Source organism: Jatrophihabitans sp. (assembly GCF_046262535.1).
Classification (GTDB): domain Bacteria; phylum Actinomycetota; class Actinomycetes; order Mycobacteriales; family Jatrophihabitantaceae; genus Jatrophihabitans.
Window position 1 is genome coordinate 19,456 of sequence record NZ_JBHEMO010000069.1, and the last position, 24,115, is coordinate 43,570.

At 69.6% G+C, this 24,115-nt stretch carries 16 protein-coding genes and 1 pseudogene; 7 read left to right on the forward strand and 10 right to left on the reverse strand.

Annotation, left to right across the window (positions count from 1 at the left end; all coding sequences use genetic code 11):
- Positions 1-37 precede the first annotated feature (37 nt).
- The 5 genes from glgB to ABR571_RS09845 all read right to left on the reverse strand — a co-directional run bounded on the left by glgB (position 38) and on the right by ABR571_RS09845 (position 8,188).
- Positions 38-2,206: a 1,4-alpha-glucan branching protein GlgB gene (glgB, locus tag ABR571_RS09825; RefSeq protein ID WP_409453014.1), complete on the reverse strand. Its 2,169-nt coding sequence runs from the start codon at positions 2,204-2,206 to the stop codon at positions 38-40.
- Positions 2,203-3,582, reverse strand: coding sequence for a maltokinase N-terminal cap-like domain-containing protein (locus ABR571_RS09830; RefSeq protein WP_409453015.1), 1,380 nt, complete (start codon positions 3,580-3,582; stop codon positions 2,203-2,205). The genes glgB and ABR571_RS09830 overlap by 4 nt, the downstream gene beginning before the upstream one ends.
- Positions 3,582-5,288, reverse strand: a complete 1,707-nt coding sequence (gene treS, locus ABR571_RS09835; protein WP_409453038.1) for a maltose alpha-D-glucosyltransferase — start codon at positions 5,286-5,288, stop codon at positions 3,582-3,584. The genes ABR571_RS09830 and treS overlap by 1 nt, the downstream gene beginning before the upstream one ends.
- Positions 5,289-5,363: 75 nt before the next feature.
- Entirely contained in the window at positions 5,364-6,092 is a 729-nt protein-coding gene (locus ABR571_RS09840) for a class I SAM-dependent methyltransferase (RefSeq protein WP_409453016.1), read from the reverse strand.
- Between the two features lie 101 nt (positions 6,093-6,193).
- Entirely contained in the window at positions 6,194-8,188 is a 1,995-nt protein-coding gene (locus tag ABR571_RS09845) for an alpha-1,4-glucan--maltose-1-phosphate maltosyltransferase (protein ID WP_409453017.1), read from the reverse strand.
- Positions 8,189-8,329: 141 nt separating this feature from the next.
- On the opposite strand from ABR571_RS09845, the gene glgP reads away from it, so the two are divergent.
- The 3 genes from glgP (at position 8,330) to ABR571_RS09860 (ending at position 14,422) form a co-directional block, all read left to right on the forward strand.
- On the forward strand, positions 8,330-10,882 hold the full coding sequence (glgP, locus tag ABR571_RS09850; RefSeq protein ID WP_409453018.1) for an alpha-glucan family phosphorylase: 2,553 nt from the start codon (positions 8,330-8,332) through the stop codon (positions 10,880-10,882).
- A gap of 76 nt (positions 10,883-10,958) precedes the next feature.
- Positions 10,959-12,908 (forward strand): acetoacetate--CoA ligase, encoded by a 1,950-nt coding sequence (locus ABR571_RS09855; protein WP_409453019.1) that lies wholly within the window; start codon positions 10,959-10,961, stop codon positions 12,906-12,908.
- Positions 12,905-14,422, forward strand: coding sequence for a bifunctional phosphatase PAP2/diacylglycerol kinase family protein (locus tag ABR571_RS09860; RefSeq protein ID WP_409453020.1), 1,518 nt, complete (start codon positions 12,905-12,907; stop codon positions 14,420-14,422). Before ABR571_RS09855 ends, ABR571_RS09860 begins: the two co-directional genes overlap by 4 nt.
- Positions 14,423-14,438: 16 nt before the next feature.
- On the opposite strand, the pseudogene ABR571_RS09865 reads toward ABR571_RS09860, so the two are convergent.
- The 4 genes and pseudogenes from ABR571_RS09865 to glgX all read right to left on the reverse strand — a co-directional run bounded on the left by ABR571_RS09865 (position 14,439) and on the right by glgX (position 19,329).
- A pseudogene (locus tag ABR571_RS09865) lies at positions 14,439-15,282 on the reverse strand (ABC transporter permease).
- Positions 15,279-16,274, reverse strand: coding sequence for an ATP-binding cassette domain-containing protein (locus ABR571_RS09870; protein WP_409453021.1), 996 nt, complete (start codon positions 16,272-16,274; stop codon positions 15,279-15,281). The pseudogene ABR571_RS09865 and the gene ABR571_RS09870 overlap by 4 nt, the downstream one beginning before the upstream one ends.
- A gap of 82 nt (positions 16,275-16,356) precedes the next feature.
- A complete protein-coding gene (locus ABR571_RS09875) occupies positions 16,357-17,133 on the reverse strand; it encodes an HAD-IIA family hydrolase (RefSeq protein ID WP_409453022.1) in 777 nt (258 codons plus the stop codon).
- A 45-nt stretch (positions 17,134-17,178) separates the two neighbouring features.
- Positions 17,179-19,329 carry a glycogen debranching protein GlgX gene (gene glgX / locus ABR571_RS09880; protein ID WP_409453023.1) on the reverse strand — a complete coding sequence of 717 codons (2,151 nt, stop codon included), beginning with the start codon at positions 19,327-19,329 and terminating at the stop codon, positions 17,179-17,181.
- An 88-nt stretch (positions 19,330-19,417) separates the two neighbouring features.
- Here glgX and ABR571_RS09885 point away from each other — a divergent pair, with 88 nt between their 5' ends.
- The 4 genes from ABR571_RS09885 (at position 19,418) to ABR571_RS09900 (ending at position 23,670) form a co-directional block, all read left to right on the forward strand.
- Positions 19,418-20,656 (forward strand): S1C family serine protease, encoded by a 1,239-nt coding sequence (locus ABR571_RS09885; RefSeq protein ID WP_409453024.1) that lies wholly within the window; start codon positions 19,418-19,420, stop codon positions 20,654-20,656.
- An 86-nt stretch (positions 20,657-20,742) separates the two neighbouring features.
- A complete protein-coding gene (locus ABR571_RS09890; RefSeq protein WP_409453025.1) occupies positions 20,743-21,543 on the forward strand; it encodes an ABC transporter ATP-binding protein in 801 nt (266 codons plus the stop codon).
- Between the two features lie 103 nt (positions 21,544-21,646).
- Positions 21,647-23,110 (forward strand): purine-cytosine permease family protein, encoded by a 1,464-nt coding sequence (locus tag ABR571_RS09895; protein ID WP_409453026.1) that lies wholly within the window; start codon positions 21,647-21,649, stop codon positions 23,108-23,110.
- Positions 23,107-23,670: a cysteine hydrolase family protein gene (locus ABR571_RS09900; protein WP_409453027.1), complete on the forward strand. Its 564-nt coding sequence runs from the start codon at positions 23,107-23,109 to the stop codon at positions 23,668-23,670. Before ABR571_RS09895 ends, ABR571_RS09900 begins: the two co-directional genes overlap by 4 nt.
- A 53-nt stretch (positions 23,671-23,723) precedes the next feature.
- On the opposite strand, the gene ABR571_RS09905 is transcribed toward ABR571_RS09900, so the two are convergent.
- Complete coding sequence (locus ABR571_RS09905; protein ID WP_409453028.1) at positions 23,724-24,101, reverse strand: HNH endonuclease; 378 nt, start codon at positions 24,099-24,101, stop codon at positions 23,724-23,726.
- Between the last annotated feature and the right edge of the window lie 14 nt (positions 24,102-24,115).

The following is a 24,115-nucleotide window of genomic DNA, read 5'->3' on the forward strand; positions in this document are numbered from 1 at the left end:
GGGACTTTCGCCCCGCAGGCGGAGCTCAATCACAAGGTCAGCCGGCGTAGCGCAGCCAGATGGCGCCCAGGGGCGGCACCCGGACCGACGCGGACGCCGGCTGCCCGTGCCACATCTCGTCGCGCGCCTCGACGCCGCCGAAATTGCCGACGCCGGAGCCGAAGTACACGTCGGCGTCGGTGTTCAGCACTTCGTCCCAACGTCCGGGGAAGGGCAGCCCGAGGCGGTAGGCCTCGTGGGGCACCGAGGCGAAGTTGGCGATGCACGCGATGACCGAGCTGTCGTCACCGAAGCGCAGGAACGAGTACACGTTCCCGGACGCGTCGTTGGCGTCGATCCAGTGGAAGCCGGTCTCGAGGGTGTCGCGCGACCACAGGGCCGGCGTCGTCTTGTACGTCGCGTTGAGGTCGGCGATCAGCCGGGCCACGCCACGGTGCCCCGGGTCGTCGAGCAGCCACCAGTCGAGCGAGCGCGACTCGGCCCATTCCCCGCCCTGCCCGAACTCCTGGCCCATGAACAGCAACTGCTTGCCCGGGTGCGCCCACATGTAGGCATACAGCGCGCGCAGCGTCGCCATCTGCTGCCACCGGTCGCCGGGGATCTTGTTCAGCAGCGAGCCCTTGCCGTGGACGACCTCGTCGTGCGACAGCGGCATCACGAAGTTCTCGGTATAGGCGTACATCATCGAGAAGGTGAGTTCGTTGTGGTGGTACTGCCGGTAGATCGGCGGATGCGAGATGTAGCTGAGCGTGTCGTGCATCCATCCCATGTCCCACTTGAAGCCGAACCCGAGACCGCCGAGGTGCGTGGCCCGCGTGACGCCGGGCCAGGATGTCGACTCCTCGGCGATGGTGATCGCGCCGGGGACGCGCTTGTCAACGGTCGCGTTCATCTCCTGAAGGAAGGCCACGGCCTCGAGGTTCTCCCGGCCGCCGTGGATGTTGGGCTCCCACTCGCCGTCCTTCCGCGAGTAGTCGAGGTAGAGCATCGAGGCGACGGCGTCGACCCGCAGCCCGTCGATGTGGTACTCCTCCAGCCAGTAGAGGGCGTTCGCGACGAGAAAGTTGCGCACCTCGGAGCGGCCGAAGTTGAAGACGAAGGTGCCCCAGTCCGGCTGCTCACCGCGCCGCGGGTCGCCGTGCTCGTAGAGCGCGGTGCCGTCGAAGCGGCCGAGTGCGAACGCGTCCTTCGGGAAGTGTGCGGGGACCCAGTCGACGATCACCCCGATGCCGGCCTGGTGCAGCTTGTCAACGAGGTAGCGGAAGTCGTCCGGGCTGCCGAAGCGGGCCGACGGCGCGTAGTAGGACGAGACCTGATAACCCCACGATCCGCCGAACGGGTGCTCGGCGACCGGCAGGAACTCGACGTGGGTGAAGCCGGCGTCGACGACGTAATCGACGAGCTCTTCGGCGAGCTGGCGGTAGGACAGCCCCATCTTCCAGGAGCCGATGTGGACCTCGTAGATCGACATGGGCGCCTTGTGCCAGTGCGTAGCGGCGCGGCCGGTGATCCACTCGTCGTCGCTCCACTCGTAGCGCGACGTCGTCACCACCGAGGCGGTCGCCGGCGGCGTCTCGGTGCCGAAAGCCATCGGGTCGGCCTTATCGCGCCACACGTTGTCGGCGCCGAGGATCTGGAACTTGTATCGGCAGCCGTCGCCGACGTCGGGGACGAAGATCTCCCACACGCCGCTCGACCCGAGCGCGCGCATCGGCAGGGCACGGCCGTCCCAGTAGTCGAAGTCACCGATCAGCCGCACGCCGCGGGCGTTGGGTGCCCACACGGCGAAGGACGTCCCGGTGACCGGGCCCCCGGGGGTGTCGTAGGTGCGGACGTGGGCGCCCAGCGCCTTCCACAGGTTCTCGTGGCGGCCTTCGCCGATCAGGTGCAGGTCGACCTCGCCGAGGGTCGGCAGCCACCGGTAGGGGTCGTCCACGCGGTGCGTCTGGTCGCCGTAGCTGACCTCGATGCGGTAGTCGGACGGCGGCCCCTCGACCAACCCCTCGAAGACACCGCCGTCGTGTACGCGCTGCATAGGCGTTCGCGTGCGGCCGGCCACGACCGACGCGGTGGCCGCCTCGGGACGCAGGGTACGGATGACGGTCGTACCGTCCGGTCGCGGGTGCGCACCCAGCACGCCGTGCGGGTTGTGGTGGGCGCCGGACACCAGGCGGTCGAGTTCGTCGCGGGCAACAATGGTCGTCACGATTGTTCTCCAGACGAGAGTCGGGTAAGCGACGCGAGCGGGATGGGCAGCCAGGCCGGCCGGTTGCGCGCCTCGTAGACGGCCTCGTACACCGCCTTGTCGGCTTCGAAGGCGCGCAACAGCACACTGTGGGTACGTGGGTCGGCGCCGGCCCCCGAGGCGTAGCCGATGCAGAACGCGTCGCGATTGCGCGCGGACCATTCGTCCGCGCGATAGGACAGCTGCGGGTCGTGCCCGATCTCGATCACCCGGTGGTGCCCGGCGTACTCGAAGGAGCGCATCATCCCGGCGACGTCGCGCAGCGGTGAGTCGAAGGCGCGGCGCTCGGACATGGCGGCCATCGGTTCGCCCTCGAAGTCGATCAGCACCCACCGGTGGACGGTGCGCAGCGCCTGCCCGAGGTGCAGGTCGCCGTGGATGCGTTGCGTGGTGACGGAGCCGGCCAGGGTCGCGACTTCGGCGAAGATCCGCCGCAGCCCGTCGGCGACATCGCCCAGCTCCGGCACGATCGCCAGCGCCCTGTCGAGGCGCTCGGCCATGTCGCGCGACCGGCGCTGCAGCTCGTCGGCGTCGGCCTCCCGCACGCCGAAGGCGACAGCCAGGTCGGCGTGCACGGCCGCGACGGCCTCGCCGAGGCGCTCGGCCTCGCCGGCGAAGTCGCCGCCGGCCTCCTCGGCGTGCAGGTCAGCCTCGGCCATCAGGTCACGAACGCTGGTCTTCGCGAGCTCCCAGCCGTCGGTTCCGCTCGTCATGAACTCCTGCAGCATCGCCAGCGACGAGGAAACCCCGTCGACCTCGGCCTCGACCGCCCCGAGGAGCCGGGCGATGTGCTTCGCGCCCAGCTTGCTCAGCTCGCCCTGCACCTCGATGTCGGGGTTGATCCCGGGCTGCAGCCGGCGGAAGACCTTCATGATTGCGACGTCACCGAACACCATCGATGTGTTCGACTGCTCACCGGTCATCACGAGGCTGGGGAGGTCGACGGGGATGTCGTCGGGCGATTCGGCGTAGCGCAGGAAGTGCAGCGGGCCGTCATGCGCCTCGTCGCGCATGCCGACGAGCCACGCGGGCGTGACGTCCTTGTCGTGCAGGGCGTCGTAGATCCATACCGGTCCGTCGTCGCCTTCGACGGTGCCCACGAGGACGTGCTCCAGCGAGTCGACCGGGTGAGCCCGGGCCACGAGCGGAATCTGGTAGGTCTCGGTGCCGCCGTCGGTGTAGTCGACGTGGGCGGTCCAGATGGTGACCGGCGGATCGGCCACGAGCTCGGTCAGCGGCGTGACGGTGACGTCGGCGTTGCGGCCCTTGCCGGCGAACCAGCGTTGGGCCGGCATCCACGCCTCGATCAGCGGGCCGATCTTCTCGGGTTTCATCATCAGATATCGCTCTCCGCCGCCGGCTCGCCGGTCGGATGTGGCACGCGCGGGATGCGCAGCCAGTAGAAGCCGTGCCCGGCCAGGGTCAGCAAGTACGGCAGCTCGCCGATCATCGGGAAATGACCGCCGCCGAGCAGCTCGATGGGTTGCGCGCCTTGCCACGGCCGAAGGTCGAGCTCGGCGGCCTGCGGGAAGCGGGACAGGTTGTTGACGCACAGCACGATGTCGTCGCCGAATTCGCGGACGAAGCTCAGGACCGAGGGGTTGCTGCCGCCGATGTCGGTGAACGTGCCGATGCCGAACGCCGGGTTGGACTTGCGCAGCTGGATCATCCGGCGCGTCCAGTGCAGCAGCGAGGACGTGTTGCGCGTCTGCGACTCGACGTTGGTCACCTGGTAGCCGTAGACCGAGTCGATGTTGACGGGCAGGTACAGACGGCCCGGCTCGCAGGTGGAGAAGCCGGCGTTGCGGTCGGGCGTCCACTGCATGGGGGTGCGCACGCCGTCGCGGTCACCGAGCCAGATGTTGTCACCCATGCCGATCTCGTCGCCGTAGTAGAGGACGGGCGATCCCGGCAACGACAGCAGCAGTGCGGTGAACAGCTCGATCTGATTGATGTCGTTCTCGAGCAGGGGCGCGAGCCGGCGCCGGATCCCGATGTTGGCCTTCATCCGCGGGTCGCGCGCGTATTCCGACCACATGTAGTCGCGCTCTTCGTCGGTGACCATCTCGAGCGTCAGCTCGTCGTGGTTGCGCAGGAAGATGCCCCATTGGCAGTTGTCGGGGATCGGCGGGGTCTGCGCCATGATCTCCGAGATCGGGTAACGGCTCTCGCGCCGGACGGCCATGAAGATGCGCGGCATGACCGGGAAGTGGAAGGCCATGTGGCACTCGTCGCCGCCGACGGACGGATCGCCGAAGTACTCCACGACGTCCCCCGGCCACTGGTTCGCCTCGCACAGCAGCACCCGGTCGGGGTAGTCGCGGTCGACCTCCTTGCGCACCCGCTTCAGGAATTCGTGCGTCTCCGGCAGGTTCTCACCGTTCGTGCCGTCGCGAACATAGAGGTAGGGGACCGCGTCCAACCGGAAACCGTCGATGCCTAGATCGAGCCAGAAGCGCAGCGCCTCGAGGATCGCCTGCTGCACACCGGTCGAGTCGAAGTTCAGGTCGGGCTGGTGGCTGAAGAAGCGGTGCCAGTAGTACTGCTTACGCACCGGGTCGAACGTCCAGTTCGACGGCTCGGTGTCGACGAAGATGATGCGCGCCTCAGGATAGCGGCGGTCGTCGTCGTTCCAGACGTAGAAGTCGCCGTAGGGGCCGTCGGGGTCGGACCGGCTGGCCTGGAACCACGGGTGCTGGTCGGACGTGTGGTTCATGACGAAGTCGATGATCACGCGGATGCCGCGTTCGTGCGCCGCGTCGAGGAACGCTTTGAAATCGTCGACCGTGCCGAACTCGGGCAGCACACCGGTGAAGTCGCTGACGTCGTAACCACCGTCGCGCAACGGGGACGAATAGAACGGCGGCAGCCACAGGCAGTCGATGCCGAGCCACTGCAGGTAGTCCAGCCGTTCCTGCAGTCCGCGTAAGTCGCCGGTGCCGTCGCCGTTGGAGTCCTGGAATCCGCGGACGAGGACCTCGTAGAAGACGGCGCGCTTGAACCAATCGGGTTCGTGCAGCACACCAGTTGTCGGACCAGACATCGGGGACGAGATCGTCACCTTCCATTCCTAGCAGCAGACGGAGCTGGTGTGCGAAGCGCGAACAGGTTCGCTCGGTCACTCCGTACGGCCTACCCAGGTCGTCGCGAGCCTGAACGAGGAGCGGGCGGCGGCAAGCGGCGGGCGGGACCCGACGATGCCGAGAAAGTGCTGATAGCTGTAACTGTGCTGCTCGCCCGGCGAGTGCGCTTCGACGAGCCCGTTCAGCCCCGCGTCCTGGAGCCACGTCCTGACCTGGGCCAGTTCCGGGTAGTAGTGATACTCGCCGCGACGGATCTGCTCGCCCGTCGCCATGGGCAGGCCCTGGTCGCGGGCTTCGGCGTAGGAGAGGGCAAGCCCGGCCGGATCCGTGCGCTCCACCGTCAGGTAGATGCTGCCGCCGGGACGCGCGGCGCCAACCAGCCGCTCGAGCACCACCGGCCATTGCTCGGGAGGCATGTATTCCATCGCGTCCACGCACATGACGGCGTCGAACTCGCCCGCGAAGGGGAGATCCTGCCGGCCTGCCTTCTGCCGCGCAACGGACGGGAACTTTGCGGCGGCCCGGGCCAGCATGCCCGCGGATCGGTCGACTCCGCTCACGGCGAAGTCTGCCGCCAGGACGACCCCGAAGTACTTGCCCGTTCCACATGCGGCGTCCAGCACCCGACCTCCGCGCGGGCAGCGACCCAGTAGGCCTTGCACGAAGCGGCGGTGTGTCTCGTCCATCGGCGCGTCATCGGCGTCGTAGGTGGGTGCGTAGCTCGTGTCGAAATCGCGTTCGGCGGCGCGTTGCTGCTCGGCCAATCAAGCGGCTCGGTCCATCGGATCCCTCGCTCTCGTCGCGGGGGGGTCCATGCCTTCTCAGCATCACACACCGCGCCCAGCGCCGGAAGTCGACGCCGGATTCAGCTGGGCAGCACGGAGAAGATGTGGGCCGGGCGGGTCAGGGGATCGAGCCGGACGTAGTTGTGCTCGCCCCAGTCGTACTCGTCGCCCGTCAACAGGTCGCGCACGCGGAACGCGCCGCCCCATTCGACGCCGAGCGTCTCGAGGTCGACCGACACCGTGGCCTCGCGCCATTCGTGCGGGTTGACCGTGCACACGACCAGGATGGTGTCGCCGGTCGCCGCGTCGCGCTTGCTGAACGCCGTGATGTCGGGGTTGTCGACGTGGTGGAAGTGGACGTTGCGCAGCTGTTGCAGCGCCAGGTGCTCGCGGCGGATGCGATTCAGTTTGCCGACCAGCGGGGCCAGCGACCGACCGTCGGCGATGGCGCCGCTGAAGTCCCGGGGGCGCAGCTGGTACTTCTCCGAGTCGAGGTACTCCTCACTGCCCGGGCGGACCGGAAGGTGTTCGTACAGCTCGTAGCCGGAGTACACGCCCCACGACGGCGACGTGGTTGCCGCCAGGACGGCTCGGATCGAGAATGCACCCGGCCCGCCGTTCTGCAGGTACTCGTGCAGGATGTCGGGCGTATTCACGAAGAAGTTCGGATGCATGTAGTGCGCGGTGCCGGCCAGCTCGCCGACGTAGGTCTCGATCTCCTCCTTGCTGGTGCGCCAGGTGAAGTACGTGTAGCTCTGGTGGAAGCCGATCTTGGCCAGCTCGTGCATCATCGCGGGACGGGTGAAGGCCTCGGCCAGAAACAGCGCGTCCGGATCGGTCTTCTTGACCTCGGCGATGAGCCACTGCCAGAAGTTGAGCGGCTTGGTGTGCGGGTTGTCGACCCGGAAGATCCGCACTCCGGTGGCGATCCAGTGCTGGATGATGCGCAGGCACTCGGTGTACAGACCCTTCGGGTCGTTGTCGAAGTTGAGCGGGTAGATGTCCTGGTACTTCTTCGGCGGATTCTCCGCGTAGGCGATCGTGCCGTCGGGCTTGGTGGTGAACCACTCGGGGTGCGACGTGACCCAGGGGTGGTCGGGCGCGCACTGCAGCGCGAAGTCCAGGGCGACCTCCATGTCGAGCTCGCGGGCGCGGCGGACGAACGCGGTGAAGTCGGCCATCGTCCCGAGCTCGGGATGGATCGCGTCGTGACCGCCGTCGGCCGAGCCGATCGCCCAGGGCGATCCGACGTCCCAACTCGCGGCGACGAGGGTGTTGTTCGGCCCCTTGCGGTTCACCTGACCGATCGGGTGGATCGGCGGCAGGTAGACCACGTCGAAACCGAGCGAGGCGACGTAGTCGAGGTGCTCGGTCGAGTCCTTGAACGTGCCGTGCCGCACCGGTCGGGCGGGGGAGACCGGGTCGCCGGCGAGCTCGGCGCCGATCGAGCGGGGGAAGAACTCGTACCACGATCCGAACAGCGCGCGCGGCCGGTCCACCCACAGCGGATATCGCGGCGATGACGTCACCAGTTCGCGCACGGGGTTGTCGAACGCGAGTCGCTGCAGGTAGTCGTCCAGCGCCGGTCCGACGCGGTGGGCGACATCAAGCGTCGTGTCCCGCAGCGCCCGGGCCGCCGCCACCGCGCGCGGCCGGTCCGCCTTGGGCAGCGTGCGGCCGAGCTGGTCGAACAGCCGCGCGCCGCTCTCGAAGTCGTTGGCCAGGTCGTCGCTGCCCTGTCCGGCGTCGATCTTGGCGGTGACAGCGTGATGCCACGTCGCCATCGGGTCGCTCCACGCCTCGACCGCGAACGACCATGGGCCGGGACGGTCGGGCACGACCTCCGCGTGCCATTGATCGGTGCCGACCGCGCCGGGGCGCATCCGCGCCACGGCGGCCTTGCGCCCGGCCGCGTCGCGCAGCACCACGCTCGCCGCGACGGCGTCGTGGCCCTCGCGGAACACCCTCGCCGAGACGGGCACGGCCTCGCCGACCACTGCCCGCGCCGCGAACTCGGGTGTCGCGGTCGAGCCGACGAGGGGAGAGATGTCGGTCAGTCCGAATCGTCCTACCACCCAACCGACGTTACCCAGGTCGTGTCGAACCTCCCAATGCGACCGCCCGGCTTCGACGGCACCGCGGTTGGGCCGGCTGCCTGCGGTAAGTCGTCTGCGCGGCTGCCGTAAGCCCTTACGGAACTGCTAGCGTCCGCACACGTGAAAGCACTTCGACGACTCACTGTCCGCGCCGCATTTCCTGACGAATTGGTGCGACTGGGCGACATCGTCGCCAACCTGCGCTGGTCCTGGCACGCCGAATCACTCGACCTGCTGGAAGCCGTCGACCCCGACCTCTGGGGCGAGTGCGGTCACGACCCCGAGCGGATGCTCGGCGAGGTCAGCGCGGAGCGCTACGCCCAGCTCGGCCGCGACCGCAAGTTCGTCCGGCGGCTCGACGACATCCACGACGACCTGACCGACTACCTGACCCAGCCGCGCTGGTACCAGCGGGAGGCGCAGAAGTCGACCCTGCCCGAGTCCATCGGCTACTTCAGCCCGGAGTTCGGCATCACCGAGGTGCTCCCGCAGTACTCCGGCGGCCTCGGGATCCTGGCCGGGGACCACCTCAAGGCGGCCAGTGACCTCGGCGTCCCAATCATCGGCGTGGGGCTGCTGTACGGATCGGGTTACTTCCGCCAGACGCTGTCGCGCGACGGCTGGCAGCTCGAGCAGTACCCGGCGCTCGATCCGCAGGGCCTGCCCATCAGCATTCTCGAGACCGCCGACGGAACGCCGGCCCGGGTCGCGATCGCGCTGCCCGAATCGCGGACGCTGCACGCCCAGATCTGGGTGGCGCAAGTCGGCCGGGTCCCGCTGCTGCTGCTCGACAGCGACATCGAGGAGAATGACGCCGACGCGCGTCAGGTCACCGACCGGCTCTACGGCGGCGGCAAGGAGCACCGGCTCGAGCAGGAGCTGCTGCTCGGCGTGGGCGGCGTCCGGGCCATCCGGGCGTACTGCGCGGCCACCGGCACACCCGCCCCCACGGTGTTCCACACCAACGAGGGGCACGCCGGATTCCTCGGCGTCGAGCGGATCCGCGAGATCGTCGAGGGCGACGGCCTCGATTTCGACGCGGCCCTGCAGGCCGTCCGGGCCGGCACCGTCTTCACCACGCACACGCCGGTGCCCGCCGGCATCGACCGCTTCGACCGGACGCTCGTGGCGGCGCACCTGACGGGCATGAGCCCGCTGCCGGCCGAGCGCATCCTCGACCTGGGCGCCGAAGAGGACCCGACCATCTTCAACATGGCGCACATGGGGCTGCGCCTCGGCCAGCGCGCCAACGGCGTGTCGCTCCTGCACGGCGAGGTCAGCCGCGAGATGTTCGCCGACCTCTGGCCCGGGTTCGACACCTCCGAGGTGCCGATCACGTCGGTCACCAACGGCGTACACGCGCCGACCTGGATGGCCCGGGAGATCCTCGAGATCGCCGAGCGCGAGGTCGGGTCGGCCGTGCTCGACGAAGGCGGCGGCTGGGAGGCGATCGACAAGGTCGGCGACGCGGAGCTGTGGCGGGTGCGCAACCTGCTGCGGGCTCGGCTGGTGGACGAGATCCGGCGGCGCATGCGCCAGTCCAACCTGGTGCGCGGGTTCAGCGAGGCGGAGCTGGGCTGGACGTCGTCGGCGTTCGACCCGAACGTGCTGACGATCGGCTTCGCCCGCCGGGTGCCGTCCTACAAACGGCTCACGCTGATGCTGCGCGACCCGGAACGGCTGCGTGCGCTGCTGCTGGATCCCGAACACCCGGTTCAGATCGTGATCGCCGGCAAGAGCCACCCGGCCGACGACGGCGGCAAGCAGCTGATCGCCCAGATGGTGCAGTTCGCCGACGACCCCGAGGTGCGACACCGCATCACGTTCCTGCCCGACTACGACATCGGCATGGCCCGCTACCTGTACTGGGGCGTGGACGTCTGGCTGAACAACCCGCTGCGTCCGCTCGAGGCCTGCGGCACGTCCGGCATGAAGGCGGCCCTCAACGGTGCCCTCAACCTGTCCATCCGGGACGGGTGGTGGGACGAGTGGTTCGACGGGGAGAACGGGTGGGCCATCCCGTCCGCCGAGGGGCTGACCGACCATGACCGGCGCGACGACCTCGAAGCGCACGCGCTGTACGACCTGATCGAGAAGAACGTCGCGCCCCGGTTCTACGACCGGCAGCGGGGCGGCGTCCCCACCCGGTGGGTGCAGATGGTGCGGCACACGCTGAAATCGCTGGGCCCGAAGGTGCTCGCCACCCGGATGGTCAGCGAGTACGTGCGACGCCTCTACGCGCCGGCGGCGTCCTCGGCGGCGCGGATGGTGGCCGACGAGTTCGCGGCCGCGCGCACGCTGGCGACGTGGCGGCGCGAGGTCGAGGCCCGGTGGCCCGGCGTCGCCGTCCTGCACGTCGACTCGCAACTGTCCGGCGGCGGCGTCGCGCAAGTCGGGGAGTCCTTGACGCTGCGGGCCGAGATCGCGCTGGGCGGCCTTTCGCCCGACGACGTGGTCGTCGAGGCGGTGTACGGACGGGCCGCGGCCGACGACCGGCTGACCGACATCTCGACGGTGTCGCTGCACCCGGTGGCCAACGGGGACGGCACCGACCGGTACGAGGGGGACGTCCCGCTCGAGCGGACCGGTGCCTTCGGTTACACGGTGCGGGTGCTGCCGAAAAACGAGCTGCTGGCCTCACCGGCCGAGCTCGGCCTGGTCGCGACCGCCTGACGTCCCGCTCGGAGTTGTCCGTGCCTCCCCACGTCATTGCGTGGGGACGCACGGACAACTCGATAGGTTCGGGGGCATGACCGCCGAAGGGGAACCGCTCTGGGAACCGTCCCCGGCGAGGATCCAGAGTGCCCGGCTCACCGAGTTCGCCACGTGGCTCGGCAGGCGGGGACGCGCGTTCGTCGGCTACGGCGAGCTGTGGCAGTGGTCGGTCGGCGACCTCAACGCCTTCTGGGGCGAATTGGCGCAGTGGTTCGGCGTCCGCTGGCACAGCCCGCCGACTGCCGCCTTGGCCGACGCGTCGATGCCCGGCGCCCGGTGGTTCCCCGGCGGAACGCTCAATTACGCCGAGCACGCGCTGTACCCGCCGTGCGACGTCGACCCCGACGACGTCGCCGTGTTGTTCACGCGGGAGGACGGGCTCGAAGAGACGCTGACCTGGGCCGAGCTTCGGACCCAGGTGGCCTCGGTCCGCACCGCACTGGCGGCCGCCGGCGTTGGCCGCGGTGATCGCGTCGCCGCACTCGTCCCCAACTCGCCCGTCGCCCTGATCGCCATGCTGGCCACGACCTCGCTCGGCGGCGTCTGGTCGTCGTGCTCGCCCGACTTCGGCGCCCGGGCCATTGCCGACCGCTTCACCCAGATCGAGCCCGTCGTCCTCGTCACCGTCGACGGATACCGCTACGGCGGCAAGGGCTTCGACATCCGCTCGACCGTCGAGGCGCTCCGCGCCGAGCTGCCCACCCTGCGGGCAACCGTTCTCGTGCCCTACCTGGACGAGGCCGCTACCTTGCCCGGCGCGCGGGCCTGGGCCGAGCTGCTCGCCTCTGCGGGCGAGTTGGCCTTCGAGCCGGTGCCCTTCGACGCGCCGATGTGGATCCTCTACTCCTCGGGCACCACCGGCCTGCCCAAGCCGATCATCCACGGCCAGGGCGGCATCCTGCTCGAACACATGAAGCAGCTGGCGCTGCATCTCGATCTCGGCCGGGGCGACCGGTTCTTCTGGTTCAGCACAACTGGCTGGATGATGTGGAACCTGCTCGTGTCCGGCCTCACGGTCGGGTCGGCGGTCGTCCTCTTCGACGGCAACCCCATGTACCCGGAACCGGACGCGCTCTGGCGCCTCGCCGAGCGGCAGCGGATCACTGCCTTCGGGGTCTCCGCGCCGTACCTGCAGGCGTGCATGAAGGCGGAGCTGCAGCCGGGCTCGCTGAATCTCGCCGCTCTGCGGTCGGTGGGTTCCACGGGTGCGCCGCTCTCGCCCGAAGGCTTCGCGTGGGTCTATCAGGCCGTGAAGCCCGACGTCATGCTCTCGTCGCTGTCCGGTGGAACGGACGTGTGCACGGCGTTCGTCGGGGGAGCGCCCACCCTGCCGGTCCGCGCTGGTGTCATCCCGTGCCGGATGCTCGGCTGCGCCGTTGAAGCCTACGACGAGCACGGTGTGCCGGTGATCGGGACGGTGGGCGAGCTCGTGCTCACCGAACCCATGCCGTCCATGCCGGTCGGGTTCTGGAACGACCCCGACGGCGCGCGGATGCGGGAGGCGTACCACGAGACCTTCCCCGGCGTGTGGCGGCACGGCGACTGGATCAAGATCGATCCGGACGGTTCGTGTGTCATCTACGGACGCTCGGACTCCACCCTCAACCGCGGCGGGGTGCGCATGGGCACGGCCGAGTTCTACCGCGTGGTGGAGGAACTGCCCGGCGTGGACGACTCCCTCGTGATCGACACGTCGGCCGCAGGGGTGGAGGGTCGGTTGCTGCTCTACGTCGTCCTCGCCGACGGAGAGTCTCTGGACGACGCCCGCGACGCGATCCGCACCGCGATCCGCACCCAGCTCTCGCCCCGGCACGTCCCCGACGAGATCACCGCCATCGCTGAGGTGCCGCGGACGCTGAACGGCAAGAAGTGCGAAGTGCCCGTCAAGCGGGTACTAGCGGGGGTACCGCTGGACAAAGCTGTGAGTGAGGGTGCCTTGAAGAATCCGCGTGCGATGACGCCGTTCCTGCCGGTTGCCCGGTGAGCACCCGCCGAGAGCTGCAGCGCGCCCGCCGGCGGTTGAACACCCGCCGTCGGCTCGGCCGGCTAGACCGGCAGCTGCTGGCCGCGGCGATCCGCGGCCGCTCGCCGGTCCGCGACCGGATCATGACCACGGCCAGTGGCGCGGCAAACCGGTCCATGCTCTGGGTCGCGGTCGCCGGCGTGCTCACCGCCACCGGTCGGCGACGTCCGCGCACCGCGGCGGCCAGCGGACTGATGGGCATCGGCATCGCCGCGACGCTCGTCAACGGGCCGTTGAAGTTCGCCTGGCAGCGTGAGCGACCGGCCACCGACTTCATCGGTTCGGCTGCGCCGCTGCTGCCGTTGCCGCGGACGTTCTCGTTCCCGTCCGGGCACTCCGCCTCGGCCTTCGCTTTCGCGACCGGGGTGACCTCGGCGATGCCGGTGGCGGGTCCGGTCGTCGTTCCGATGGCCGCCAGCGTCGCGTACTCGCGGGTGCACACCGGCGTCCACTTCCCGAGCGACGTCGCCGTCGGGGCGAGCATCGGTGTCGCGTCGGGCCTGCTCGGAGCGCGAATCGCGAAGCGCATCCGCGCCCGCTCGGTGCACCACCCCGAGTCGCCGACGCTGGATCGGCCGATCCCGGACCACGTCGTCTTCCTCACCAGCGAGAAGTCCGGCTCGGCCGACGACTTCGACGCCGCCCGCAAGACCCTCGAGGACGCGGGCCGGCGGGTGGACGAGGTCATCGACATCGAGAACGTCGAGCGCCTGACCGAGCTGGTCAAGGGTGGCGGAGCGAACCTGCCGCTGGTGATCGCTGCGGGCGGGGACGGGACGGTCTGCATGGCCGTCAACGCGATCGCCGAGTCCGACGCCCTGTTGGCGATCGTCCCGCTCGGGACTTCGAACGACGTCGCCCGCTCGCTCGGGATCCCCCCGAATGCGGTTGAGGCGGCGCGGGCCATCGTCGAGGGCCGGGTCACCAGGGTCGACGCCGCGTCGGTGAAGGTGGGTCCTGGAACCGCGCAGACCTTCCTCAACGCGGCGACCGCCGGGTTGAACGTCGAGTTCGCCAGCATGGCGACGGACGGCACCGTACGCGATCAGCTCGGTGGGCTGACCTATCCGATCGCCGCCGCCCGCGCATTGCGGTCCTATGAGGCATTCGAGTGCACGCTCGAGTACGACGGCGAGCAGCGCACCGTGCCGGCCGTGCATCTGTCGGTGAGCAACGCGCCGGTCTTCGGAGGCCTGCTCGGGTTCCGCGTACCCGGGGCCAGCATGACCGACGGCTTGCTCGACGTGATTGCCGTCGAGCCGTTGTCGCTCGCCCGGCTCGTGCTTGCCGTCGCCGACGCCGCCGTCGGACGGCACCGGCCGGTGCACGGCGTGCACGCGATGCGGGTCAAGTCGCTGACCGTGCGCTCGGCACCGGGTCAGGACATCGCCCTCGACGGCGAGGTGATCGGCGAGCTGCCGGCCGAGTTCCGGGCCCTGCCCGATGCGATCCGGGTGGTGGTTCCGCGCATCTGATGCAGCGCGCGACCGGTCAGTGCCCGGCCGCCCGCTTGTACTGGCGGACCGACAACGGGATGAAGACGATCAGCAGCGCAACGATCCAGATCAGCGTGTAGATGATCGGGTGGTGCAGCGACCAGGGATGGTCGGAGCAGCGGCGCCGTGCCCGTGTTGCCGAATAGTTGGCGGCTGGCCTGGGCCACCGCCGACACCGGATTCCAGTTGGCGACCACCTTGAGCCCGGACGCGAAGTGGTTCGTCGGCACGAACGTGTTGGCCACGAAGGTGAGCGGGAAGATGACGATGAACGAGGCGTTGTTCACCACCTCGGGGCTCGGCACGAGCAACCCGACCAAGGCCATGATCCAGGAGAACGCGTAGGCGAACGCGAGCAGCAGCAGGAAACCACCGATGGCCTCGGCCACGGATGAGCGGATCCGCCAACCCACCAGCAGCCCGGTGAGCGACATGATCGTGACGACCAGGATGTTGTTCAGGACGTCGCTCGTCGTGCGGCCGACGAGCACCGCCGAGCGCGACATCGGCAGCGAACGGAACCGGTCGATGATGCCCTTCTGCATGTCGTCGGCCAGCCCGGCGCCGGTGATCGTGGCGCCGAAGATGACCGTCTGGACGAAGATGCCCGGGATCAGGAACTCGCGGTAGCCGATGCCCGGCCCGGCGGAGATCGCGCTGCCGAAGACATAGGCGAACAGCAGGATGAACATGATCGGCGAGATCGTCGAGAACACCAGCAGGTCGGGTACCCGCTTGATCTTGATCAGATTACGTTTGGCGACGATGGCGCCGTCGGTGAGCGCCTTGGCCAGTCCTCCGGTGGCCACCTCGGGGCGCTGCTCGCTGAGCGCGGTCATCGGGTCGCCTCCGCCAGCATCGGCTCGGGCTCCTGGGCCGGCGGGTCGTCTTCGCTGCGGTGCCCGGTGAGGGTGAGGAAGACGTCGTCGAGCGTCGGGCGGCGCAGGGCGACGTCCTGCAATGCGACGTCGGCGGCGTCGAGGCGCCGCAGCGCCTCGGTCAGTGTCGCGGCACCGCCGGTGACCGGCGCCGTCAGGCGCCGGGTGTGCTGGTCGACCTCGACGACGTCGCCCTCGGCCAGTTGGGCCAGGACTGTGCGGGCGGTGTCGATGTCGCCCTGGGTGGCGACCACGATCTCGACCCGCTCGCCGCCGACCTGGTCCTTCAGCTCGTCGGCCGTGCCCTCGGCGATGGAACGGCCGTGGTCGATCACCACGATGCGGTCGGCGAGCCGGTCCGCTTCTTCGAGGTACTGCGTCGTGAGCAGCAGGGTGGTGCCGGTCTTGACCAGCTCGACGATCACCTCCCACATGTCGGTGCGGCTGCGCGGGTCGAGCCCGGTGGTCGGCTCGTCGAGGAACAGGACCGGCGGCGCGGCGACGAGCGCCCCCGCGAGGTCGAGGCGGCGCCGCATACCGCCGGAGTACGTCTTCACCGGCCGGTCGCCGGCGTCGGCCAGCGTGAACCGGTCGAGCAGTTCGCGGGCCCGAGCCCGGGCCCGGGTGCGCCCAAGCCCGTAGAGCCGGCCGATCATGTCGAGGTTCTCGTAGCCGGTGAGGTACTCGTCGACCGCGGCGTACTGCCCGGACAGCCCGATGCGGGCCCGGACCTGAGGCGCCTCCCGCCGGACATCGAGGCCGGCGACCGTGGCGGTCCCACCGTCGGGCGGCAGCAGGGTGGTGAGGATGCGGACCGCCGTGGTCTTGCCCGCACCGTTCGGCCCGAGCAGCCCGAGCACCGTGCCCTCCGGAACGGCCAGATCGAGACCGTCCAGCGCCCGCAGGCCGCCGTAGGTCTTCACCAGCCCTTCGGCGCGGATGACGTCAGCCACGATGTGCCCCGAGTTCGCCCATGCGATCAAGGGTAGGGGCGGCCACCGACAGAAATCTTCGCTGCGCGCGCCGGGCGAGCGGTCAAACGATTTCGATCGCGTCGGCGATCGAGTCGAGCACCCGTCCCGGTCGCCAGGGAAAGCGCTCGATCTGCGTGCGCGTGGTCGAACCGGTGAGGACCAGGATCGTGTCGAGACCGGCCTCGATGCCGGCGACGACGTCGGTGTCCATCCGATCGCCCACCATGACGGTGTTCTCGGAGTGGGCCTCGATCTTGTTCATCGCGCTGCGCAGCATCATCGGGTTCGGCTTGCCGACGAAATACGGGTCGCGACCAGTCGCGCGGGTGATCAGCGCGGCCACCGAGCCGGTCGCCGGCAGCGGGCCCTCTTCGGACGGCCCGGTGACGTCGGGGTTGGTGGCGATGAACCGGGCGCCCTTCTCGATCAGCCGGATCGCCCGCGTGATCGCTTCGAACGAGTACGTGCGCGTCTCGCCCAGCACGACGAAGTCGGGGTCCCGGTCGGTGAGGGTGTAACCGACCTCGTGCAGCGCGGTGGTCATGCCGGCCTCGCCGATGACGTAGGCCGAGCCGCCCGGCAGCTGGTCGGCGAGGAAGGTGGCGGTGGCCAGCGCCGACGTCCAGATGGACTCCTCCGGGATCAGCAGGCCGGAGCGGGCCAACCGCGCGGACAGGTCGCGCGGAGTGAAGATCGAGTTGTTGGTGATGACGAGGAACCGGCGGTCGCGCTCGATGAGCCGCCCCAGGAACTCGGCGGCTCCGGGGAGGGCGTGTTCCTCGCGGACGAGGACGCCGTCCATGTCGGTCAGCCAACATTCGGGCGGATGGTCGCGCATGCCGACAGTCTGGCAGGCGGACGACGTGCGAGTGGACCTTCGCGGTCAGCCGCGCCGCACCTGGAGCAGCAGCACCGAGCGCGCCTGCATGGGCAGATCCATCCCGCCGGTCAACGGAGCGCTCGAGCCGGCCGGAACGCCGCCCGGCTGGGTGGTGTCGATGATCGCCTCATATGCGGTGGCCCAGGGCGCGTCCGGGAGCGTGAAGTAGCCGTCCGCGTCGCCCGAATGCAGCAGCAGCAGGAACGATTCGTCCATGATCGTCTCGCCGCGGGCAGTGCGGTGACGCAGGCCGCGCCCGTCGAGATACATGCCGATGGAACGCAGCCCGGTGTCGAACCAGTCGTCCTCGGCGAGCTCGCGCCCGGCCGGGTGGAACCAGGCGAGGTCTTTGGTGTCGGAGTAGCCGTCTCCTGTTTTGACGGGATGGCCCTCGAAGAAGGCGCTCTGCCGAAGCACCGGATGCGCCCGGCGCAGGGCCAGCAGCCGTCGGGTCAGGGTGAGCATGTCCTGACCGGGCTCGGTCGGTGTCCAGTCGAGCCACGAGACCTCGTTGTCGTGGACGTAGGCGTTGTTGTTCCCGCGCTGCGTGCGCCACATCTCGTCGCCGGCGACGAGCATCGGCGCGCCGGTCGACAACAGCAGGGTGGCGAGCAGGTTGCGCGCTTGCCGCCGCCGCAGCGACTGGACCGCGGGCGGGGCCGGTTCACCCTCCACGCCGCAGTTGTAGGAGCGGTTGTCGTCGGTGCCGTCGCGGTTGTCCTCGCCGTTGTCGTCGTTGTGCTTCTCGGCGTAGGAAACCAGGTCGCGCATGGTGAAGCCGTCGTGCGCAGTGATGAAGTTGATCGACGCGATCGGCAGCCGCCCGTCGTCGCCGTAGAGGTCGGACGAGCCGGAGAGCCGGAAGGCGAGGTCGCGCACGCCGTCGGCCCCGTGCGCCCAGAACGACCGGACGGTGTCGCGGTACTTGCCGTTCCACTCCGTCCACAGCGGGGGGAACTCGCCGACCTGGTAGCCGCCGTCACCGACGTCCCACGGCTCGGCGATCAGCTTCACCTGCGAGATCACCGGGTCCTGGTGGATGGTGTCGAAGAACGACGACAGCTTGTCGACGTCGTGCAGTGAGCGGGCCAACGCCGAGGCCAGGTCGAAGCGGAACCCGTCGACATGCATCTCGGTGATCCAGTATCGCAGCGAGTCGGTGATCACCTGGAGCGGGAAGGGGCGGCGGGGATCGAAGGTGTTGCCACAGCCGGTGTAGTCGACGTAGCGCGACAAATCGGTCTCGTCGAGGCGGTAGTAGGCGTCGTTGTCGATGCCGCGGAACTCGAGCATGGGGCCGTCGGGTCCGCCCTCGGCCGTGTGGTTGTAGACGACGTCGAGGATGACCTCGATGCCGGCCTTGTGCAGCGCGCGGACCATCGCCTTGAACTCGCGCACGGCATCGGCCGCGTCGCCCAAGCTGGTTGCGTACGCGGCGTGCGGCGCGAAGAAGCCGACCGAGTTGTAGCCCCAGTAGTTGCGCGCGCCGCGTCGCTGCAGGTGCGGTTCGGAGACGAAGGCGTGGATCGGCATCAACTCGACGGCCGTCACGCCCAGTGAGCGCAGGTGGTCGATCGCCGCGGGGTGGGCGAGCCCGGTGTAGGTGCCGCGCAGTTCCGGCGGGATGTCGGGATGGTGCTGGGTGAACCCGCGCAGGTGCAGTTCGTAGATGACAGTGTCGTCCCATGGCACGTTCGGGCGGTGGTCGTCGCCCCATGGGAAGCCGTCGTGGACGATGACCGACCGGGGGACGCACGGGGCCGAGTCGGCGCCGCTGCCGGGGTAGACGGACGGGTCGTCGGTGAAGTCGCCCTCGATCGCGCGGGCGTAAGGATCGAGCAGCAGCTTGGCCGGGTTGTGGAACAGCCCCTTCGCCGGTTCGAACGGGCCTTCGACCCGGAAGCCGTACCGCTGGCCGGGCCCGACGCCGGGGACGTAACCGTGCCAGACGTGATAGGTGCGATCGCCCAGGGCGATGCGGGTCTCGAGGCCGTTGGCGTCGAAGAGGCAGACGGATACCGCGGTCGCCGTGGTCGACCACAGCGCGAAGTTGGTTCCTTCGCCGTCCCAGTTGGCCCCGAGCGGGAACGGCGCACCCGGCCACGCCCGGTCCAGCCGCTTGGCGAGGGCGGCGCTCAGTTGATCGGGCAGCACCGGTGGGACGATAGTGGATCGATCATTCCCAGCATGCTCATGGCCAGCGCTCAGTGAGCGGCGGGGTACGGAGGGTTACGTAGTTGTCATGACCTCGCTCAACCCGTACCCCGACCCCGCCGCGGGCGCCGACGGCCCGCATCCCGGCGCGTACAACCCCTACGCCGGCTACTACCCTGCCTACGGCCAGCCGCTCGCGCCGCCGGCCACCGGCCCTCAGCGCGGGAAGCGCGGCCGACTCCTCGGCGCCGGCATCGCGATCCTGGCCGCCGGTGCGGTGTTCGGCGGCGTCGCGGTCTCGGAATCCCGCAGCGTCATCAGCGGCAACGGATCGTTCGCCCAAGCCCTGCCAACGACGCCGAACCCGGGGTCGGGCGGGCTGAACCCGAACGGTCGCCCCGGCACGTCGACGAGCGCTTCGTTGGCCACCGCCGAGCAGCAGAAGGGGATCGTCACCATCGTCTCGGTCCTGGCGTATCAGCGGGCGGAGAGCGCGGGAACCGGGATGGTCCTCACCTCGAACGGCGAGATCCTGACCAACAACCACGTGGTGAACGGCGCTACCAGCATCACGGTGACCGTCGCCTCCACCGGGAAGTCGTACCGCGCTGACGTCGTGGGCACCGACCCGTCCGACGACGTGGCCCTGCTGCAACTACGTAATGCGCCCGGCCTGACCACCGCCAAGGTCGGTGACTCCTCCGACGTCGCCGTCGGCGATGCCGTCGTCGGCGTCGGCAACGCCGGCGGCACCGGCAAGCTGCAGGCCTCGCCGGGTGCGGTCACCGCGCTGAACCAGTCGATCACCGCGACCGACGAATCCGGTCAGAGCGGCGAGCGACTGACCGGACTCATCGAGATCAACGCCGCCATCATCTCCGGCGACTCGGGCGGTCCGCTCTACAACGCCAAGGGCGAGATCATCGGCATGGACACCGCCGCCTCGGCCAACCGGGCGGTGACCTCGGCCGCGTACGCGATCCCGATCGACGACGCGGTCAAGATCGCCGACCGGATCGAGAGCGGCGTCGAGACGAGCACCATCCACATCGGGCTCCCCGCGTTCCTCGGAGTGGGCGTCGGAGCCGGCGGCACGCAGGGCGCCGCCGTCACGACCCTGCTCCCCGGCGGCCCCGCCGGCGACGCCGGGATCACTCAGGGTTCGACCGTCACGGCGATCGACGGCAAGCAGGTGACCTCGGCCGACACGCTGAAGAGCACCCTGGCGAAGTACCAGCCCGGCAATCGGGTCTCGGTCAGGTGGACCGACCCGGCCGGCACCTCACATACGGCGACGGTCACCCTCGGCACGGGGCCGGCCGACTAGCTCCACCGGGCCGAGAGGCCCCGAGCACCGGTGCTGCCGCGAGAGCCCTCCTGCTCGCGGCAGCGCCGGTGCGCTTTGATGGACGAGTGGTGGAGATCAACCCCGACGCGGTGCTGCAGTTCGTCGACGTGACGGTGCGGCGCGGGTCGAAGACCCTGCTCGACCGGATCAACTGGACCGTCGAGGAGGACGAGCGGTGGGCGGTGTTGGGGCCCAACGGCGCCGGCAAGACGACGCTCCTGCAGATCGCCGCCGCCAACATGCACCCCTCGGCCGGGGAGGCGTATGTCTTCGGCGAACGGCTGGGCCGCGTGGACGTGTTCGAGCTGCGGCCGCGGATCGGGCTGGCCAGCGCGTCACTGGCCGAGCGGATCCCGGCCGGCGAGCGGGTCAGTGACGTCGTCGTCAGCGCGGGCTACTCGGTGCTCGGGCGGTGGCGGGAGGCCTACGGCCGGCTGGACGTGCGGCGGGCGGTCCTGCTGCTCGACCGGCTCGGCGTCGGCGGGTTCGCCGAACGCATCTACGGCACGCTGAGCCAGGGCGAGAAGGCCCGCGTCCAGATCGCCCGGGCCCTGATGACCGATCCGGAGGTGCTGCTCCTGGACGAGCCGGCCGCGGGCATGGATCTCGGCGGGCGCGAGGATCTGCTGAGGCGGCTCACCCGGTTCGCCGAGGACCCCGACGCCCCGGCCTCGGTGCTGGTGACCCACCACGTCGAGGAACTGCCGCCGGGGATCACCCACGTCCTGCTGTTGCGCGACGGGGCGGTGGTCGCGTCCGGCCTCGCCCGTGACGTCCTCACCGACGAGCACCTGTCCCAGACGTTCGGGCTGCCGTTGCGCGTCGAGCGGCGCGGCGGCCGCTGGTACGCCCGGGCCGACCACTGACCTCGCCTTCCCGCCCGGTGTGGTTGATTTCACCGGCCGGAATCAACCACCCGAGGTGGGAAGGCGCCGCTGAGGGTCGGCGTTTCCTCTGACGGAGGCAACCATGACCAGTACCGAAGCCATCGCACCCGAGACCGCCGCTCTGCGCGTGGAGACCAACGGCATCAACGTCATCCCCGATCTCGAGCGCAAGGGCGCCCCGCGACAGCTGTTCTGGCCCTGGTTCGGCTCGAACGTCTCCGTGCTCGGGCTCGCCTATGGCGCGTTCGCCCTCGGGTTCGGCATCTCGTTCTGGCAGGCGCTGATCGCCGGCGTGCTGGGCATCGCCGCCTCGTTCCTCCTCTGCGGTTTCGTGGCCGTCGCCGGCAAGCGCGGTTCGGCGCCGACGCTCGTGCTGAGCCGCTCGTCGTTCGGCGTGCGCGGCAACCGGGTCCCGGCCGTGTTGTCCTGGGTCCTGACCGTGGGGTGGGAGACCGTGCTCGTCATCCTCGCCACGCTCGCCACCGCAACGGTGTTCGACCGGTTGGGATGGGGCGGGGGGGACGGGACGAAGGTCGGCGCGATGATCGTCGTCGCGCTGCTCACCGTGGCCGCCGGCGTATTCGGCTTCGACCTGATCATGCGCCTGCAGACGTGGATCACCGTCATCACCGGGATCCTGACGATCGCGTACATCGTCGCGGTCTCCGACAAGATCCATTGGCAGACCGTCTCGGCGATCCACTCGGGCTCGACGCAGCACGTCCTCGGCGCGTTCGTGCTCTTCGTGACGGGTTTCGGACTCGGCTGGGTCAACGCGGCCGCCGACTACTCGCGCTACCTACCGCGGCGCTCGTCCAGCGGACAGGTGGTCTTCTGGACGGCCTTCGGCGGTGCGGTGGCGCCGATCGTCCTGCTGGTCTTCGGCCTTCTGCTGGCCGGCTCCTCACCGAAACTGAGCGAGGGCATCGCCGCCAACCCGATCGGTGCCCTCTCGGTGGAGCTGCCCAAGGGCCTGCTGGTGCCGTTCGTGATCGTCGCGGTGCTCGGGCTCATCGGCGGGGCAGCGCTCGACATCTACTCGTCCGGCCTGTCCTTGCTCACGGCCGGGTTGCGGATCCCGCGCTACCAGGCCGCGCTCATCGACGGTGTGATCATGATCGCCGGCACGATCTACGTCGTCTTCTTCGCCGACAACTTCTTCCAACCGTTCCAGGGCTTCCTGTTCACCCTCGGCGTCCCGATCGCAGCCTGGTGCGGCATCTTCCTGGCCGACCTCGCCCTGCGCCGAACCGACTATGCGGAGCCGGAGCTGTTCGAGCCACACGGGCGCTATGGCGACGTCCGGATACTGCCACTGGCGGTGCTCGCGGTGGCAACCGCGTTGGGCTGGGGTCTGGTGACGAACACCAACGCCGACTGGCTGGATTGGCAGGGCTACCTGCTCGACCCGATCGGCCTCGGCGGCAAGACCGGTTCGTGGGCCTACGCCGGCCTGGGCGTCCTCGCCGCGCTGGCGCTTGCCTTCCTCGTCACCTTCGTCGTCGAGCGGCAGCGCGTCCGCGCACAGGAGTCGCGACCGGCATGACCGAGCACCTGGTCGTCATCGACATGCAGCACGTGTTCGGCGACCCGGACAGCGAGTGGTTCACCCCGCGGTTCGCCGAGATCGTCCCGCGAATCGTGGCGCTGGCCGAGCGGTACGCGCCGCGCGTGACGTTCACGCGGTTCGTCGCGCCGGCCGAGCCGCAGGGCGCCTGGCGGCCGTACTACGAGCGCTTCCCGTTCGCGTTGCAGCCGCCCGATGCGCCGCTCTACGACCTCGTCGAACCGTTCGCCCGCTATGCAGGCGACGCGGTGGCTGCGCCGACGTTCGGCAAGTGGGGACCGGAACTCGCCGGCCGCGTCGGCCGCGACGACATCGTGCTGGCCGGCGTATCGACGGACTGCTGCGTCATTTCGACGGCGTTGCCGGCGGCCGATGCCGGGACGCGGATCCGGCTCGTCACCGACGCGTGTGCCGGGGCGACCGACGTCAGCCACGAGCAGGCCCTGGCGGTCATGGGGCTGTACGCGCCGCTCATCGAGCTTGTCACGACCGGCGACCTAGCACCCGACCGACACCGCCTTCCTACCTCGGGTGGTTGATTTCTCGGGCGCGAATCAACCGCACGGGGTGGGAAGACGGCATTGAATCCGCTTCAGAGGCGGGCCAACCGGCGCCGCTGGTGCGCGATGTACGGCCGCGCCCGGTGGTGCCCGCCGCGAGCCGCTATCGCGACATCCAGTGACGCGAGCACCCGCTCGACGCGGGCCAGGTCGGGTGGCCAGCCGCGGCGACGGCATTCCTCGGCCCACTGGGAGATCGACTGATGACCGCGTTGGCTGTTGCACCGGCGGCACGCGGCCACCTCGTTCTCCAACCACGACGGGCCGCCCTTCACGCGGGGGACGAGATGCTCGGTCGTCGGTCGGACGAGGTCGCCGAACGGGCGGGCGCACCAGACGCAGGCCGGGCCGTCGCGGGCGATCGCGGCGTGCAGGCGATCGGCCCGGTTGAGCTGCGGCGCCGCCTCCACCACGTCCACGATAG

Bases quoted from the DNA above. Each gene is read 5' to 3' on its own strand.
- ABR571_RS09830 (WP_409453015.1), bottom strand. From the start codon at position 3,582: ATGATGAAACCCGAGAAGATCGGCCCGCTGATCGAGGCGTGGATGCCG.
- treS (WP_409453038.1), bottom strand. From the start codon at position 5,288: ATGTCTGGTCCGACAACTGGTGTGCTGCACGAACCCGATTGGTTCAAG.
- ABR571_RS09855 (WP_409453019.1), top strand. From the start codon at position 10,959: ATGACCGCCGAAGGGGAACCGCTCTGGGAACCGTCCCCGGCGAGGATC.
- ABR571_RS09875 (WP_409453022.1), bottom strand. From the start codon at position 17,133: ATGCGCGACCATCCGCCCGAATGTTGGCTGACCGACATGGACGGCGTC.
- ABR571_RS09885 (WP_409453024.1), top strand. From the start codon at position 19,418: ATGACCTCGCTCAACCCGTACCCCGACCCCGCCGCGGGCGCCGACGGC.
- ABR571_RS09895 (WP_409453026.1), top strand. From the start codon at position 21,647: ATGACCAGTACCGAAGCCATCGCACCCGAGACCGCCGCTCTGCGCGTG.
- ABR571_RS09900 (WP_409453027.1), top strand. From the start codon at position 23,107: ATGACCGAGCACCTGGTCGTCATCGACATGCAGCACGTGTTCGGCGAC.